This window comes from [Ruminococcus] torques ATCC 27756 (assembly GCF_000153925.1).
Lineage (GTDB): Bacteria > Bacillota > Clostridia > Lachnospirales > Lachnospiraceae > Mediterraneibacter > Mediterraneibacter torques.
Genome location: NZ_DS264346.1, coordinates 95,478 through 111,966, shown reverse-complemented (window position 1 = coordinate 111,966; position 16,489 = coordinate 95,478). Strand labels below are relative to the sequence as shown.

General features: G+C 45.6%; 15 protein-coding genes. All 15 read right to left on the bottom strand.

Annotation, left to right across the window (positions count from 1 at the left end; all coding sequences use genetic code 11):
- Positions 1-40: 40 nt before the first annotated feature.
- The 15 genes from RUMTOR_RS05045 to RUMTOR_RS04975 all read right to left on the bottom strand — a co-directional run bounded on the left by RUMTOR_RS05045 (position 41) and on the right by RUMTOR_RS04975 (position 16,485).
- Positions 41-973, bottom strand: a complete 933-nt coding sequence (locus RUMTOR_RS05045; protein WP_004846055.1) for a pyridoxamine kinase — start codon at positions 971-973, stop codon at positions 41-43.
- Positions 958-3,024, bottom strand: a complete 2,067-nt coding sequence (locus RUMTOR_RS05040) for a glycoside hydrolase family 13 protein (protein ID WP_004846054.1) — start codon at positions 3,022-3,024, stop codon at positions 958-960. The genes RUMTOR_RS05045 and RUMTOR_RS05040 overlap by 16 nt, the downstream gene beginning before the upstream one ends.
- 3 nt (positions 3,025-3,027) lie before the next feature.
- On the bottom strand, positions 3,028-4,869 hold the full coding sequence (gene ftsH / locus RUMTOR_RS05035) for an ATP-dependent zinc metalloprotease FtsH (RefSeq protein ID WP_022003086.1): 1,842 nt from the start codon (positions 4,867-4,869) through the stop codon (positions 3,028-3,030).
- A 15-nt stretch (positions 4,870-4,884) separates the two neighbouring features.
- A complete protein-coding gene (gene hpt / locus RUMTOR_RS05030) occupies positions 4,885-5,412 on the bottom strand; it encodes a hypoxanthine phosphoribosyltransferase (protein ID WP_009320674.1) in 528 nt (175 codons plus the stop codon).
- A complete protein-coding gene (gene tilS, locus RUMTOR_RS05025) occupies positions 5,369-6,835 on the bottom strand; it encodes a tRNA lysidine(34) synthetase TilS (protein ID WP_004846051.1) in 1,467 nt (488 codons plus the stop codon). Before tilS ends, hpt begins: the two co-directional genes overlap by 44 nt.
- 73 nt (positions 6,836-6,908) lie before the next feature.
- Entirely contained in the window at positions 6,909-8,345 is a 1,437-nt protein-coding gene (locus RUMTOR_RS05020) for a SpoIIE family protein phosphatase (RefSeq protein ID WP_004846050.1), read from the bottom strand.
- A gap of 236 nt (positions 8,346-8,581) precedes the next feature.
- Positions 8,582-8,932 (bottom strand): FtsB family cell division protein, encoded by a 351-nt coding sequence (locus tag RUMTOR_RS05015; protein ID WP_004846049.1) that lies wholly within the window; start codon positions 8,930-8,932, stop codon positions 8,582-8,584.
- Positions 8,933-9,012: 80 nt separating this feature from the next.
- Positions 9,013-9,372 carry a spore cortex biosynthesis protein YabQ gene (yabQ, locus tag RUMTOR_RS05010; RefSeq protein WP_004846048.1) on the bottom strand — a complete coding sequence of 120 codons (360 nt, stop codon included), beginning with the start codon at positions 9,370-9,372 and terminating at the stop codon, positions 9,013-9,015.
- Positions 9,373-9,375: 3 nt separating this feature from the next.
- Entirely contained in the window at positions 9,376-9,660 is a 285-nt protein-coding gene (gene yabP, locus RUMTOR_RS05005) for a sporulation protein YabP (protein WP_004846047.1), read from the bottom strand.
- 87 nt (positions 9,661-9,747) lie between these two features.
- Positions 9,748-9,987: an RNA-binding S4 domain-containing protein gene (locus RUMTOR_RS05000; RefSeq protein WP_004846045.1), complete on the bottom strand. Its 240-nt coding sequence runs from the start codon at positions 9,985-9,987 to the stop codon at positions 9,748-9,750.
- A gap of 117 nt (positions 9,988-10,104) precedes the next feature.
- Positions 10,105-10,377: an HU family DNA-binding protein gene (locus RUMTOR_RS04995; protein ID WP_004846044.1), complete on the bottom strand. Its 273-nt coding sequence runs from the start codon at positions 10,375-10,377 to the stop codon at positions 10,105-10,107.
- A 105-nt stretch (positions 10,378-10,482) separates the two neighbouring features.
- Entirely contained in the window at positions 10,483-12,222 is a 1,740-nt protein-coding gene (locus RUMTOR_RS04990) for a phospho-sugar mutase (protein ID WP_004846043.1), read from the bottom strand.
- Between the two features lie 76 nt (positions 12,223-12,298).
- Positions 12,299-13,390 (bottom strand): CotS family spore coat protein, encoded by a 1,092-nt coding sequence (locus tag RUMTOR_RS04985; RefSeq protein WP_004846042.1) that lies wholly within the window; start codon positions 13,388-13,390, stop codon positions 12,299-12,301.
- Between the two features lie 84 nt (positions 13,391-13,474).
- The gene (locus RUMTOR_RS04980; RefSeq protein ID WP_004846041.1) at positions 13,475-14,824 is read right to left on the bottom strand and encodes a CCA tRNA nucleotidyltransferase; all 1,350 of its coding nucleotides are present in this window, start codon (positions 14,822-14,824) and stop codon (positions 13,475-13,477) included.
- Between the two features lie 71 nt (positions 14,825-14,895).
- Positions 14,896-16,485, bottom strand: coding sequence for an ATP-binding protein (locus RUMTOR_RS04975; protein ID WP_004846038.1), 1,590 nt, complete (start codon positions 16,483-16,485; stop codon positions 14,896-14,898).
- Positions 16,486-16,489 lie beyond the last annotated feature (4 nt).

Sequence of the window (16,489 nt, the reverse complement as noted above, 5' to 3'; positions counted from 1 at the left end):
ATTTTTGTGATATTTTTCTATATTTTTCCACATCCGCTCTTTATTTTCCCTTTTTTTCGCCGCTTTCTTTCGTCTTTTTGCACAGCATCCAAAGATATTTTTCGTATTCTGCTCCTTCTTTCCCCGAAATTCCAAGCGCTGCCGACTCCCTAACAGCCTTCTCGATCATCTCTCCCGCCAGTCTGACCGAATCTTCTGTACGGTCTCCGCGAGCCTTTCCGCCTGCAATTACGGAAGCGAACAGATCTCCTGTTCCCGAGTAACTTGCCCCGATAAAAGAAGAGATCCCTGCCGTTGTTTTCTCACGCGTCACCGTAAGATTTGCGACCTTCCTGCCGCCTGTTCCGGTCTCTTTTCCGACTGTACACTCTTTCGCAGCGTCCTGCTCCTCAAATAACACCCCTGTCACGATCACTTCCGATACGCCACTGTCCAAAAGTCTGCCTGCCGCTTTCGACACTTCCGAAAAAAGAGCTTCTCTGTCTCCCGTTTCCGAAATATTTTGAATCTTATCATAATCATAATCCGTCAAAAGACAAAGTTCCGTCACATTCGGCGTCACGATATCCGCTCTTTTAACAAGCTGTTTCATCTCTTTCTGAAATAACCCGTCAAAAACAGAAAATCGTTTTCCGTTATCTCCGAGCACCGGGTCTACAAGAAGAAATGTGCCTTCTTTGTGAAACAGATCGAGAAAGTGATTCACTTCCCCGATCTGTCTGTGGTCTGACATAAACCCTGTAACGATCCCGTCAAACTGCGCGCCTGATTTCTTCCATTCTTCGGTAATCATCCCCATCTGCTCTGTAAGATCCTGAAAAAAATAACTTTCAAACCCTGTCTGTGCACTCAAAACGGCTGTCGGAAGAGGACACGGCTGCACCCCCATCGCCGACAATACCGAGATTGCGGCTGTCAGCGAACATCTTCCGAAGCCTGCCAGATCATTTAGAACCGCTACTTTCCCTGCCATGTTTTCTCTCCCTCCGAAATAGGTTTCATTACGATTGCGGAATGACGCCCCATATTGATGACGATCTCTCCGTTTTCTACAATGAACTCGTCATACTCTGTCGTATATCCTTCCTCATATGTATACATAAGCCTTTCCATCCTGCCTTGCTTCGGAACTCCCGCAAACCAGACCGGAACTGTCAGCTCTTTTAAATCTTTACTGTTGTTTAAGATAACAATGATCTGCTCATCTTCCTGAAATCTTGCGTATGCAAGTACGTTTCTTTCCGCATAGAGCAGCTTGATCGACCCTTTCCTAAGCGGTTTTTCCTGTTTATGGATTCGGATCATCTCTTTATGAAACGCGAGCAGTTCTTTATTCTCCCTGCCCCACGGATATGTGCGCCTGTTGTCCGGATCTGTAAATCCGCATACTCCCGCCTCGTCTCCGTAATAAACGGTCGGCGCTCCGACCCATGTCATCTGAACCGTAACCGCTTCACGCATAACGGCATAGTTAACGCCTTCTTCCGCAGCTTTCGCACCGACATGTTCGGCGCGTCCTACGATGTGATTCGTCCTTGTCAGGAAACGGGAGTGATCGTGATTGGACAGCTCATTCATCGCGACCTGCAAAGAAGGAGTGAGCATACTTGCCATAAAATGGCGCATTCCGCCTATGAAGTTGTCTGCATTTCCCCACAGGTCTGTTCTTCGCTCGTCACTGTGTTTTTCCATTCCGGTCAAAAACCACGTCAAAGGTTCCATAAACGCGTCATAATTCATAACGCTGTCCCATTCGTCCCCCTGCAGCCATTCTCCCGGATCGCCGTAATGCTCTGCCAGGATCAAAGCTTCGGGATTTGCCTCTTTTACTTCTTTGCGAAAACGCTTCCAAAACATATGGTTATATTCGTTGCTGCACCCTAAATCCGCCGCAACGTCAAGTCTCCATCCATCCGCATTATACGGAGGCGAAACCCATTTCTTTCCTATATCCATAATATATTGCTCAAGTTCCGGGGAATCCTCATAAGAAAGTTTCGGCAGCGTATCATGTCCCCACCATCCGTCATAACTTTTATTGTAAGGCCACGCCTCTTTTCTTTCATCATGAAAACGGAAAAACTTCCGGTACGGACTTTCCCCGCTCACATATGCCCCTTTTGGATATTCCGGCTGCTGTTCATAGATCCGCTCCCTGTCAATCCATTTGTTAAACGATCCGCAATGATTAAATACGCCGTCGAGAATCACACGCATCCCTCTTTTGTGCATCTCCTCCACAAGCCTTGCAAACAGCTCGTTGCTCGCTTCAAGATTGCGGATATCGCCTGTTCGCTTCTGATATTTTGTAGCGCCTGTATTATCTTTCGCTCCTTTAGGAAGCGTCTCTCCGCCGTCCGAGACGATCTTTCCATAATGTGGATCGATATAATCATAATCCTGAATGTCATATTTATGATTTGACGGAGAAACGAAAAGAGGATTAAAATATACAACCTCAACGCCGAGATCCTGAAGATAATCCAGTTTATCCATGACGCCCTGAAGATCTCCTCCGTAAAAATTACGGATATCCATCGCCGCCGGAACTTTACTCCAGTCTTTGATCTTTACGCTCGGAGCGCCGATATAAATATATTCCCCGTCCTCCACGTCATTTGTCGGATCGCCGTTACAAAACCGATCCACAAAAATCTGATACATAACCGCGCCTTTTGCCCACTCGGGAGTAGAAAATCCCGGAACGATCATAAACGCATAAAAATCTTCTCTCTGATCGGAAACGCCGCACCTGCTGAAATAACATATCTGATCTCCGCTTTTTACTTCAAACAGATAACTGAACGGAACATCACTTAGCTGCCATTCTATCTCATAGAAATCGAATTCGCCTTCCGAAACAATCTTCCACATCGGATACGACGAATTGCCGGTCAAAATATGGACTTCTTCCACATCGTTGTGAGCCGTGCGAAACCGAATCTTGATCTTTTCGTTTTCCTTCGGTTCTGCAGGGATGACATAATCCTGCGTACCGTCACAGAATAGTGCCTCTCTGTTCATATATTACCCCTCCTCCGACACTCCGTCCTCAAACAATGCCTCAAACTCGCTTCGTGTGATCTTCTCTTTTTCAAGCAGAAGTTTTGCGCACGCCTCAAGAACATCATGGTATTCTTCAAGAATAGAACGGGCTTTGGCATAGCATTCGTCAATAATACGTTTTACTTCCTCGTCGATCGTTCCCGCGATCTTTTCTCCGTATCCTCTTGACGTATGCCCGAAGTCGCGTCCGATAAACACTTCGTCACTGTCATTGTCGTAGTTGATCAATCCGAGGCGTTCGGACATACCGAACTTTGTAATCATTGATTTTGCGATCGCAGTCGCCTGTTTGATATCCTGCGAAGCGCCTGTCGTAATATCGTCAAATATTTCTTCTTCAGCTACACGACCGCCTAAGGAAACCGTAATTTCCTGAAGCATCTGCCCTTTTGTATTAAACATTTCGTCTTTCTCCGGAAGAGGCATCGTATATCCCCCTGCCCCGCCGGTCGGAATGATAGACACACTGTATACAGGTCCTACATCCGGAAGAACGTGGAACAAAATCGCATGTCCCGCCTCGTGGTAAGCCGTAATCTTTCTCTCTTTTTCAGATACGATGCGGCTCTTTTTCTCCGCTCCGATGCCTACTTTTACAAACGCATGACGGATATCTTTCTGTTGGATAAACATTCTGTTATCCTTTGCAGCTATGATCGCAGCTTCATTCAGCAGGTTTTCAAGATCCGCCCCTGTAAATCCTGCCGTCGTCTGAGCGATCTGTTTCAGATCCACATCTTCCGCCAACGGTTTGTTTTTCGCATGAACTTTCAGGATCTCCTCTCTGCCGCCGACATCCGGCCGGCCTACAAGTACGTTTCTGTCGAAACGTCCTGGTCTTAATATTGCCGGGTCAAGGATATCTTTTCTGTTCGTCGCAGCCATCACGATAATTCCCTCGTTGACGCCGAATCCGTCCATCTCAACGAGAAGCTGATTCAACGTCTGCTCTCTTTCATCATGACCGCCGCCAAGTCCGCTGCCTCTTCGTCTTGCCACAGCGTCGATCTCATCAATAAAAATAATACACGGAGCATTTTTCTTCGCATCCTGAAAAAGGTCACGCACGCGAGATGCGCCGACACCTACGAACATTTCCACAAAATCCGAACCCGAAATACTGAAAAACGGCACTCCCGCCTCTCCTGCAACAGCTTTTGCAAGAAGTGTTTTTCCTGTTCCCGGAGGTCCTTCCAACAAAACGCCTTTCGGAATACGAGCGCCTACCTGCACATATTTTTTCGGCGCTTTCAAAAAATCGACGATCTCCGCAAGTTCTTCTTTCTCTTCCTGTAGTCCCGCTACATTTGCAAACGTCACCTTTATCTCGTCATGATTTGTCATGCGGGCGCGGTTTTTTCCGAAGTTCATCGCTTTTGCATTCGCCCCGTTTCCCTGACGGTTCATAAGAAAGAAAAGCAGCATGATCCCGCCAAGCGTGATCACGGTCGGAAGAAGAACGGAAGAAAGCATCGACGTTTCCGGAATTGCGGATACCTGATATAAAACTTCGTTTTTATCAAGCAGTTTCTCTACTTTTTCCACATTCGACACATTGACCGAACGGTTCTCATCTGTATCTTTCAGAGCAAACACTACCGTACCTGTCGGAACTGCCTTATTCTGATCGATATATACTTCTGTTACATTTTCTGCCTCAACCTGCTTAACAAACTCTGTGTATGTCATCTCCTGTCGATGCATCTGCATCCGGTTTGCCATCCAGAGCGCGCCAAAAACGATCACCATAAATATAATGATCGTAAATCCATTCACACTTCTGTAATTTCTGTTATTATCCAAAACTGATCCTCCTGATTATTCCACGCCTTCCACTACGCCGATATACGGAAGGTTTCTATATTTTTGGGCGTAATCAAGCCCATATCCCACAACAAATTCATCCGGGATCTCAAATCCGCAGTAATCAACCTTTACATCTTTCACTCTGCGGTCCGGCTTATCCAAAAGCGTACACAGGCGCATACTTGCCGGATTTCTCTTTTTCAGCACATCGATCAGGTAATACAGTGTATTCCCGGAATCAATGATATCTTCCACAATAAGCACTTCTTTATTCTCGATCGACTCATCCAGATCTTTCGCTATACGAACAACTCCGCTCGAAGCCGTTCCGTCTCCGTAACTTCCGACACACATAAAATCCATAGAAACCGGCACGGTAATCCGCTTAGCCAGCTCACACATAAAAAATACGCCGCCCTTTAACACACAGATCAAATGAATTTGTTTTCCTGCGTAATCTTCACTGATCTGTCTTCCGAGTTCCCTGATCCTCTCGTCAACTTTCTCTTCCGAAATCATCTCTCTGATCGTTTCTGCCATCTTTTTCTTCCTCCGTAATCTTTATCTCAACAATATTTTTTGTCTTTTCTGTCACTTTGTACGCTCTGCTCATCCTGTATCCCGGTATCCACACAATATGGCTTCCGTCTGCGACAAGAAGCATCCTGTCTCTTTCTTCCTTCGGGATCTTCTCGTTGATAAACCATGCTTTCAGTTTCTGACGTCTCCCCTGATCATCGATCACGAGATAATCGCCGCTCTGCCTTGTCCGTACGCAAAGACCGCATTTAATTATATCATAATCAATCCATTTCGTGTAACTTTTTTGCGGGATTTCTTCTGCCTGCAAAATGTCTCCGTTTTCCACAAAACGCAGTTCCAACTTTCCGGCGGCGTCTGACTCCGGCGCCGCTTTTCCCGTTTCCGCCCTGCTTTGTGTTTGCCTTATGATCTCTATCCCGTCATATGTCCTCTTCGCCGCAACGCCTCCCGGCAGATCGATCTGTTTTCCCACCTGCCGGTCAAACAATTCCGAAACCGACTGAAGGTGGGCAGACGTCAGATCTTTCTGTCCTCCGCGCACTTTACCGATACATTTTTGCAGAAGCAGTTTTCTCACTGCCGGAAAACTTTGAAAAAAGCTCTCTTTTTCTATGACAAGTTCTATCGGCGATTCCTTCTGTTCTTGGTCCTTTTTTCTCACGCTGACGCAGGTTTTCCACAACTGCCGCACGCTGTAATCGAGATATTCACATATTTCTTCCGCCTGACGGGATAACGATTCCAGATGTTTCACCGTCTGATCGTTTACTTCGTTTTCCAATACCGGCAGCACTTTATGCCGGATCCGGTTGCGTGTATAATCGTCCTCCTCATTCGTTGCGTCGACGCGCCAGACGATTCCTCTCTCCCGCAGATAAGACTCGATTCTGTCTCTTGTAAGTGAAAGAAGCGGTCTGATCCGGTTGTCCCTGACAGGCACGATCCCGCAAAGGCCGCGTATTCCTGTTCCTCTTGCTATATTAAGCAGAACCGTCTCCGCCTGATCGTCTCTGTGATGCGCGGTTGCGATCTTCGTTCCTCCGTTTTCGGCACACATTTGTTCAAATGCTTCTCTTCGTACTTCCCTTCCCGCTTCCTCACAAGATTGTTTCCGTTTTTCAGCGATTAATTCCACTTCTTTTCGGAAAACACGACACTCCACTCCAAGTTCGCCGCAAAGCTTCTTTACATACTCCTCGTCCGCATCCGCAGCCGCTCCGCGCAGGCAGTGGTTCACATGGCACACTTTTACCTCGAAACCGAACTTTTCCCGCAAACTGCAGAGCGTCAAAAGCAGGCATACCGAATCCGCTCCGCCCGATACGCCTGCTATCACAACATCTCCATGTTCGATCATATGAAATTGTACGATCAATTCCTCTATTAATTTTTCTGTTTCTCTTCCTGCTTTTTCCATCATAAGTATACTATACCAAATCCGTGTTTTTATGTATGAAGCGCCGCGCAATACACAGCTTTTCACTATACGCATACTATACCGAATCCATCCGCGCCTGTAAAGTATTCCTGTCACATATTTCCCACATTCCCACAACGATCACCGTCATATCATCGGCAGGCTCTCTGCCTGTCCACGCCAGGACCTGTTCCAGGATATGATGCGCCATTTCTTTCGGATTGACTATAGCGCTTCCCTGAATGATCGTTTCAAGCAATATATCCTGCTCTCCTACCGGAAGGGCGTCAAGAATCCCGTCCGTAACCATGATCACAAAGTCTCCGTCCTCAAGTTTTCTCCTGACAGAATCAATCTCTATATGATGGACAACCCCGATCGGCAGACTCGTAGAACTTAGATGCTCCACACAGTCTTTTTTCTTAATAAATGTCGAGGAAGCTCCTGCTTTTACGATCTCGCATTCTCCCGAATACAGATCAAACACACTGAGATCCACAGTCGAATAATGAATCTCCTCCCGCCCTGTCGCCAGCGTTGTATTGATCATCTGAACGGCGGCTTTTTCCGGGAATCCCGCGGCAAGCAATTCTTCCAAAAGCTCGATCACAAGCGTGCTCTCCTTACATGCCGTCTCACCTGCGCCCATCCCGTCAGAAAGAGCCGCCGCCTTCTTTCCTCCCGGCAGTTCCATGAGTGTAAAATTATCTCCCGATATTTTCGCACATCCTTTCCCGATCTTGGCAGTACCTGACAGCGTATAGTACGACGGTCCCTCTCTGCATACGATCGTCATATAACGGAATCCGACTACCTGCGGACTTCCATGTGCAAGGACAAAACGTCTTCCCGCTGCTTCTGATACGGCCTGAACGACTTCTTTTGCCGTCCCTTTCTCTTTGCCTGTACTTCGTACTGTCACATGTACTTCAAACTTTCCTTCGCCATTTAAGAACAAATATGTATACAAAACTCGCATTCCACATTTTCTAAGCGCCCCTGCTATCCTCTTTTCCATGCGCTCATCCGTAAAAATACTTTTTTCCAATTCCCGCACTGTCTGTTTCATAATATCGGCAAAAAGATCCATCTGAAACGCACACCCTTCCCTGCTTCGCGCCAGACGGTTTGTCCATATGATCGTTTGTCTCGCATCCCTGAAACCTTCCAGCATCTCCCGCAAAAATCTCGGAGCTTTCTCGCATCTTTGCATCAGTTTTCTCTTTGTCTCTACGTTTAATTCATTTCCATAATGATCGACCGCCGAGAGCACGTCATATCCCATCTGGTACGTATGAACAAAGTTCTCTCCCCAGCACCACGCGTTCTTTTCACATTTTTTGCAGACCCTTTCTTTCACCCGGTCAAACATCCCGTCAATATCGGCTCCCGAAAACTCTTCTTTGTGTGCCTCTAACTCTAAAAATGTATGGGAAAGCTGTTTGAGCGAACTTGCATATTTTTCAATCTGTTCTACATAAGGACTTCCCTGCAAAGCCTGTCCTTCTTTCATTGTATATCCCCTTTCTTACAATCTGACTTTCCCGTCTTAATGTAACACGGTATTTTCTTAAGCGGCATCACCGAAAATGCCAAGAGTCATATTCCGGAATTACAGACAGCCGTCAATGTCTTGAACAGACCCGGACTTCAACTCGCCGCCGTCAATAAAAAAACTCCGGGAAATCTTCCCCGGAGTTATCTTTCGTACATGCCTGTCTGGCTTTTTTGCTCTGTTTGTTTTTCGTCTTATTTATTTTTATTCGACGGTTTAAAAATAATCTCATTCGGATTCACAAGTCCTAATTTATCTTCTGCCGTCTCTTTTATATACTCGTCTGTCTGAACATACTTTTCGTATTCTTTCACTTCTTCCGAGCGCTTCTCTTCCTCTTTGATCTGCGCCGCCAGTTCCTCTTCCTGAGCCTTATACGCGTTGTTCTTTGCATAAAGCTTTACCGCGCCCACCGCAAGTACGCCTGATAAAAACACAAGAACCGTACAAATCATCAAAACGCTTTTCTTATAACTGTGCAGATGTGCCGATCTTCTGCGTCCGGCATTCCTTCTGTCCGCCGTTCTTTTCTTCTTGCCGTTCATTTATCTCACCCTGTTCATCTTTCTTTACACTCCCCAGTGTTAAGTAATATTGTATCTTCTTTTCTGACTCATTTCAAGACTTATTTTCTATTTTCTTTCCTTGCTTTTCTGCACGATTTTTCCGTTTTTTCCTTTTTTCCGCATCTTTCGGCACATAGTTTCACAATCTTTCTGATCCCCGCATGCCCTGCCGCCGCTCCGCACAGCATCCCAAACACAAAAAACCAGCGGATGCTCCCGTATGTTGTGTCATACATTTTCCGAAAAATATAGATGCTCGCAGCAAGCCAGTAAATAAAATCCTCCAGACTGACCGCCCAGCCGCTGTGAGGAACAAGCTTCCGAAAACAAACAAGTACATGATAAGCTGCCGCCGCTTCGACTCCCGCCAGCGCCGCATACAGAAAGATTCCGGCTTCTGCTCCGATCCCGGGTATCATATCCTACTTAAACAGCTTCGTCAGAAAGCTGTCCCCCTGTTTCGCCTGCGGCGTTACGCTTGAATAAGCAATACTGTCAATATTGCCCGACAGATCTACCTCGCCTTTTTCCACGGTCAGTCTGTTGACATGAAGATCCGTGCCTTTCACCATGAGCATCCCCTGCTCTGTTTCAAGAAGTATCTCGTTTAGATCAAAAGACAGTACGTCAAGCACCCCTGTCACCGTACTCGTCTTTCTGTTATTTACAACTAATTTATGCGCCTTCGCAATACGCTGTTCTTCCATGAAAACTCCCTCCCGCCTCCGAACTTTTTACAGCATGGTTATATATATGAGAGGTTGTTTTCATTTATGCTTTTCTTTTCTCTTTCTCTACAAATACCGGAACAATTCCTCTGCTTTTTCCTTCTTCGTCGTATCTTCCAGCTTCAGCACTTCCGCTTTCACTTCTCTTGTTCCGAAATAGATCTCGATCACATCGCCCGGTTTTACCTGCACAGATGCTTTTGCCGGTTTTCCGTTGACGGAAACGCGCCCTGCATCACATGCTTCATTTGCTACAGTCCGCCTCTTAATAAGGCGGGATACTTTTAAAAATTTATCAAGCCGCATTTTTCTCTCCTTCAATAATGTCCGGACCCGCCTCTGTTTTCAGTAAAAACAGAAGCAACAAGGCACTTACGATGATACCCGTAAGTGCCTTTTTATCTGCCCGTTCAAACGAATTGATTAATTGATAGCGTCTTTAAGAGCTTTTCCTGCTTTAAATTTCGGAGCTTTGCAAGCCTCGATCTTCATTGTCTTTCCTGTCTGCGGGTTTCTTCCCTCTCTTGCAGCTCTTTCACTCACTTCAAATGTACCAAAGCCTACAAGCTGAACCTTCTCGCCTTTTTTAAGTTCTTCGGTAACAACATCAACAAAAGCTTTCAGCGCTTTTTCAGAATCTTTTTTTGAAATGTCAGCGCTCTCTGCGATTGCTGTAATCAATTCTGTCTTGTTCATAGGTAAATCCTCCTCTTAATTGTACCACAATACATGTTATTCATTTTAAAGGGGAAGATTCCGAACGCACACGGATTTCCACCTTTAAATATTGTTATATCGGGTTTACACAGCTTTGTCAAGATTTTTCACCATTTCCATTATGGCTTTTCCCATTTCGTCGGATTTTACATCCGCATCTGTCAGAGAAGTACCTTTCACGCCGTAGTAGAATTTCACTTTTGGCTCTGTTCCCGAAGGTCTTACGCATACCCACGCTCCGTCAGGCAGCTCATAGTAAAGTACATTTGAATTCGGAAGTCCTGTAGCCGTAACTTCTCCGGTCTCCATATCCCGAATCGTATCCGCCTGATAATCTCTCACTTTAAGTACTTTATATCCTGCGATTTCTTTCGGAGGCTCGCTTCTTAATGTGGCAAGGATCTGACGAATCTTCTCGAGTCCTTCGATTCCTTTCATTGTGATAGACTGGATGTCGTCTTTGTAATATCCGTAACGCTCATACATCTCGATCATCGCATCCCACAACGTCATCCCTTTTGTGCGGTAATATGCGGCAGCTTCACACAGAGCCATCGTAGCGACGATCGCATCTTTATCTCTTGCATGTGTTCCGATCAGACATCCGTAACTTTCCTCAAATCCAAACAGATACTCTCCTTTTCCTTTTGTCTCGAATCCGAGAATCTGCTGTCCGATATACTTAAATCCTGTCAGACACTCGATCAATCCGACATTATAATGCTCTGCGATCGCATCCGCCATATTGGAAGTCACGATCGTCTTGATAAGATATCCGTCTTCAGGCAGACCTTTTAATTCTTTTCTCTGTCCGATCTCGTAATCCGCAAGAAGGCATCCCGACATATTTCCGGTCAGATCATGATATACTCCGTCTTTATCTTTCACACGCACGCCGAGCCTGTCCGCATCCGGATCTGTCGCAAGAACGATATCCGCATCGATCTCTTTCGCCAGTTTTAATCCGAGTTCAAACGCCTCTTCGGCTTCCGGGTTCGGATAGGAAACTGTCGGGAAGTCTCCGTCCGGCAGTTCCTGTTCTTTTACGACATATACGTTCTCAAAACCAAGCTCTTTCAAAATACGGCGAGCCGGAATGTTTCCCGTTCCGTGAAGCGGCGTATACACGATCTTAAGATCTTTGCCCGCTGCTTCGATCGCATCTTTATGAAGCACCTGCTTTTTCAGTTCCGCAATATAAGCATCGTCAACTTCCGCGCCGATCACTTCGTAAAGTCCGGCCGCTTTCGCATCCTCTTCCGTCATCGTCTTCATTGTTGTGTAATCTTCCACAGCCTTCACTTCGTCCATAATTCCTTTATCGTGCGGAGGCGTGATCTGCGCGCCGTCTTCCCAGTATACTTTATAGCCGTTATACTCCGGCGGATTATGGCTTGCCGTAATATTGATGCCTGCGATACATCCGAGTTTTCTCACCGCATAAGATAACTCCGGCGTCGGGCGCAGCGATTCAAATATATATGCTTTGATCCCGTTTGCAGCCAGACAACATGCAGCCTCTTTGGCAAATTCCGTGGACATATGACGGGAATCATACGCAATCGCAACGCCTTTTCCCTGACCGTCGTTTTTCATGATATAGTTTGCCAGTCCCTGTGTAGCTTTGCGTACTGTATAAATATTCATACGGTTTGTTCCCGCGCCGATGATGCCTCTCAGTCCTGCAGTACCGAACTCCAGATCCATGTAAAATCGTTCCTTTATTTCATTTTCATCCTCTTTGATACTTTCAAGCTCCGCTCTCGTATCTTCATCAAAGTATGAATTAGAAATCCATTCTTCATACCTCGCCTTGTAGTCCATATTTCTACCTCCTAAACTAATATAAATTTTATATCCGCCCCTATATGCCCGATATGTTTTATTATACAACAATTATTTATAAATTCAAAGGAAATATCCGACTAAGGAACTCATATTTCTCTTCTGTCTGACGGATGCATATCTGTAGCTTTTCTACATTCTTTTCCGAGAGGTGCGCCTTATTCGACCGGTAATAGCTGCCCGCGATCTTTTTAAACTTTCCGGGATATGCAAGACTCAGCGCCGCAAACTCTTTCTCCCTTTCCGACAAAGGACGTACTTCTTCATATGCTTCCAATATTTTTTGTCCTGTTTTTTGTTTCCATTGATTTTTTTCCATTGCTTTTCTTAAAAAATAACAGAAATCTTTTATCTGTATATCCGTATGCATATGTTCAAAATCAGTTACGGCAATATCGTCTCTGAGCATGATCAGATTATGATAATTATAATCTCCGTGTACGACGCTCCCTTTTGATACGCTCTCTTCAAAAAGCTTTCTGCAGCCGGAAGTTTCCATCCTGGCGAGAATATCGTCCGCCGTACGGTACATTTTTTCAAAATTTTCCAAAAACAAAATTTCAAAATCATTTTTAACAGGTCTGGAACGAATAAATGAACGGATCTTTTTTAATTCCCTGTTATATCTTCGCACCTCTTCCACCGGATTTTTTCCCTGTGCATCCGCTCCGGGCCGGATTTTTACAGCCAGTTTTTCCATATCTTTATGCAAAACGGCAAGTTTTGCCGCCGCCCGTACAACGTCCTGTTCCTGACGAACGTCGCACTCTCTTCCCTGATACCATTTTTTCAGCATATAAAAAGCTCCTTCCCGGGAAGCGGCTCGAAGTTCGCCTTCTTTCGTAAAGACAGGTGTGTCAACTTTTACATTTCCACATCTTTCTATTTCACTTAGAGCGTCATATAAAAAAAGGGCGCGCCGCTCTGACAGTTTTGTCTCTTTGAGCAGCATCGGCCTTTCTTTCGTATCGTAATCGCCCGCCGCGCCAAAAGGAACACTACGGGATTGCAAGCAGTCGCCAAAGTCTCCGACACGCCCGGACTTTAGCTCGCTGCCTATACAAAAAAACGCACCCCTTATCCGCCGGGTGCTTTTCACTTCTATATCATACTTTTCCAAAACTTCCAGTTCATATTCTTCTCTCATAACTGCCCCCTGTTTTCTACATTATAGCTCTCTCTAATGTATGAACGGCAGAGGGCAATTATAACCTTCCTTTTCTTTTTCCGATTAGACAGTTTTATTCCTTTGAGATATTTTTTTCTTTACATAGTTGCATAATATTTTCTTATCATTTTTTTCCGGATTATCTATCACATACTCCAAAAGCTCGCTTAACATCCTTCCTATCTCTACGCCGGGTCTCATGCCAAGATTCATCAGATCCCGTCCGCTTACAGCGAGCTGCCTGAGAGTAACGCATTCATCCTTTATGATCGCTTCCTGATAGAACTTTCTCATCGCCACTATATTCTCAATCTTTTCCCGCCTTCTGTAAGAACTTTGCGCTTTCGCATCTGCCATGCGCACTGCCAGATAATACGGAAACAGATCAACGCCGATCCGATTCATTGCTCGGCGCACGTTTGCCGGCGTCGCCTCTGTGCGGTAATCATGAAAACATACGAGACGCGTCACTTTTTTGATCGTGTCATTATCAAATTTTAAACGCTGCATCACGTCCCTGGCGATCGCTTCGCTCACCAGCGCATGTCCTTTAAAATGATCTCTTCCGTTTTCATCCGTTGTTTTTCTCGCCGGTTTTCCCATATCATGAAACAGCATCGTAAGACGCAGTATCTTATCACGCTTTACATACTTTAATGCATGGAGCGTGTGCTGTGCCACATCATATTTATGATGGGGAGTATTCTGCTCCACTCCCGCCATAGCATCCCACTCCGGCAGAATGATCCTCGTGATCCCAAGTTCATACGCATCTTGTATCCGTTCCGGATGAGCCGACACAAGAAGCTTTACAAGCTCTGCCTGAATGCGCTCTGCACTGATATTTTCCAGTGTAGGGGCAAGTTCCCTGACCGCCTCAGCCGTTTCCTCTTCTATCGGGAAATTAAGCTGAGCGGAAAAACGCACCGCCCGCAAAATGCGAAGAGCATCTTCTGAAAAACGTTCTCTCGGATCTCCCACACACCGGATCAAATGATGGTTTAAATCCTGCATTCCTCCGAACACATCTACAAGGCGCACTTCATCATTATATGCCATTGCATTGATCGTAAAATCTCTGCGGCGCAGATCTTCCTCTAATCGGTTTGTAAACAAAACCTCTTTCGGATGGCGGCTGTCTTCATACGCCCCGTCTATTCTGTATGTCGTAACTTCATAACCGTCTCTTCCAAGCAGCACGGTAACCGTTCCATGTTCAATCCCCGTATCCACTGTCCGCCTGAAAAGCTTCTTCACTTCCTCCGGGCGCGCGGAAGTTGTAATATCCCAGTCCTTCGGTCTGCGCGCAAGGATCGAATCGCGCACGCAGCCTCCCACAGCATACGCTTCATAGCCGTGAAGCTGCAAATTTTTTATAATCATCATCACTTTTCGCGGTAATGCTATCTTCATGAAAATTCCACCTCTGAAATAACCTTTTTATCTCTTTACACTCATTTATGATCATCTGATCTAGTTATCATTTAGACTAAATGTTCCAGCAATTTGGCTTCCCTGCTGTGACAACTTAATATTATAACCTGCTTTTTCTGCCGGCTCAACCATTTTATGACAGATTCAAGCCTTTTATCGTCATAAAACGCAAACGCATCATCTAAAATAACCGGCATCGGTTCTTCCAAAAGCATTTCCGACGCTGCCATTCTTATTGAAAAATAAATCTGTTCCAACGTTCCTTCGCTCAACCGGTCCACAGATATGCGATCCATACCGTTCCATGCCGAAATTCCCGCGCCTTTTTGTATATTTACACTTCGATATTTTCCGTCTGTGATTTCCGAAAAAATTTCTGAAGCCCGGGCGTTTATCTTATGCGAAATCACATCAGACGTTTCCTTTGCAGTCCGCACAAGAATCTCTTCTGCCATTACAAGCGCCTCTCTTTGCTCTCTCAGCCTTTTTCCGGCGTCGCTTTCTTTCACATCTCCACATTGCTCCCGCACATTTTGACAACGCAGCTCTTTTTCCTTCCATTCCAAACGCAGATGCTCCATCTGCCACTCCAGCTGCTGTTTTTGTTTCTTCTTTCTCTCGTCGTCTTTATCGGAATTATTATAAGGCACATCACGGGCGTCCTCTTTTTTTCGCTTTCCTGATTTTTTTCCCGCTTCATAACCTCCTGCCGCAAGAGCGCACACGCCGATCACAAAAGCAAAAACGCCGATCCATGCAAACGGTGCGGAAGGCACTGCCGACTGTTCCGCCATAAATCTGCTCCATAAAAGTCCTGCCGCGCCGGTAAAAAGACCTCCAAGCCCTGCCGCAATAAAATATTTACTTCTGCTCTCCTTCGTCCCTTCATCAGATCTCTTATTAAAATCAGACTCTTTTTCTTTTTCCTGATTTTTTATCGTTTTCTCAAGCAGCTCCCATTCTTGTTTTCTCTCTTCATACTCTCTTTGGATCTCATCCATATCCTGCTCCAAATACTCGCATTCCTGAAGCATTTTCTGTATTTTCCGTTCTTCTTTATCCGCTTCTTCCCGGATGAACCGATCTGTCTTTTTTCTTTTTTCTCTCAATATCTGCACTGCGCCGCTTAGATCAAGTTCTGTTCCCCCCGTCTCATAATAATTCGCCGCATAATTTTCCAGCGCATCGGACAAAGCCTCCCCCGGTCTGCTTTTCAACTGTCCGACCGAAACCGTACTGTCAAACAACTCCGCAGTCAATCCGCCCAGAAGCATTTCCAAATCCCCATGCTCCACCGACAATTCTTCTCCGTCATCCTCACAGATCAGAGCCGCCGACTTAGAATTTTTAACCCCTGTTCCGAATGTACGTTCAAGACGAAAATGTCTCCCTCCGCAGTCAAACCGCATGACACCGGCATACCTGCCGCCGCTGCGCGGCTCATACTTTGTAAAATCATCTTTCGCCGCCGCTCTTCCTCTTCCCCGCTCCAAACCAAACAGCATCGCTTTCACAAACGCATGAAGCGTCGTCTTTCCAAACTCATTTTCTCCGCTGATGACCTGTACTCCATCCCTAAAATAAAAATGTTTCTCCGACAATTTTCCGAAATTTTTAACATAAAGTTCTCTGATTACCATTTTC

Coding starts and splice junctions, on each gene's coding strand:
- RUMTOR_RS05045 (WP_004846055.1), bottom strand. CDS start 973: ATGGCAGGGAAAGTAGCGGTTCTAAATGATCTGGCAGGCTTCGGAAGA.
- RUMTOR_RS05040 (WP_004846054.1), bottom strand. CDS start 3,024: ATGAACAGAGAGGCACTATTCTGTGACGGTACGCAGGATTATGTCATC.
- hpt (WP_009320674.1), bottom strand. CDS start 5,412: ATGGCAGAAACGATCAGAGAGATGATTTCGGAAGAGAAAGTTGACGAG.
- tilS (WP_004846051.1), bottom strand. CDS start 6,835: ATGATGGAAAAAGCAGGAAGAGAAACAGAAAAATTAATAGAGGAATTG.
- RUMTOR_RS05020 (WP_004846050.1), bottom strand. CDS start 8,345: ATGAAAGAAGGACAGGCTTTGCAGGGAAGTCCTTATGTAGAACAGATT.
- RUMTOR_RS05015 (WP_004846049.1), bottom strand. CDS start 8,932: ATGAACGGCAAGAAGAAAAGAACGGCGGACAGAAGGAATGCCGGACGC.
- yabQ (WP_004846048.1), bottom strand. CDS start 9,372: ATGATACCCGGGATCGGAGCAGAAGCCGGAATCTTTCTGTATGCGGCG.
- yabP (WP_004846047.1), bottom strand. CDS start 9,660: ATGGAAGAACAGCGTATTGCGAAGGCGCATAAATTAGTTGTAAATAAC.
- RUMTOR_RS05000 (WP_004846045.1), bottom strand. CDS start 9,987: ATGCGGCTTGATAAATTTTTAAAAGTATCCCGCCTTATTAAGAGGCGG.
- RUMTOR_RS04995 (WP_004846044.1), bottom strand. CDS start 10,377: ATGAACAAGACAGAATTGATTACAGCAATCGCAGAGAGCGCTGACATT.
- RUMTOR_RS04990 (WP_004846043.1), bottom strand. CDS start 12,222: ATGGACTACAAGGCGAGGTATGAAGAATGGATTTCTAATTCATACTTT.
- RUMTOR_RS04985 (WP_004846042.1), bottom strand. CDS start 13,390: ATGAGAGAAGAATATGAACTGGAAGTTTTGGAAAAGTATGATATAGAA.
- RUMTOR_RS04980 (WP_004846041.1), bottom strand. CDS start 14,824: ATGAAGATAGCATTACCGCGAAAAGTGATGATGATTATAAAAAATTTG.
- RUMTOR_RS04975 (WP_004846038.1), bottom strand. CDS start 16,485: ATGGTAATCAGAGAACTTTATGTTAAAAATTTCGGAAAATTGTCGGAG.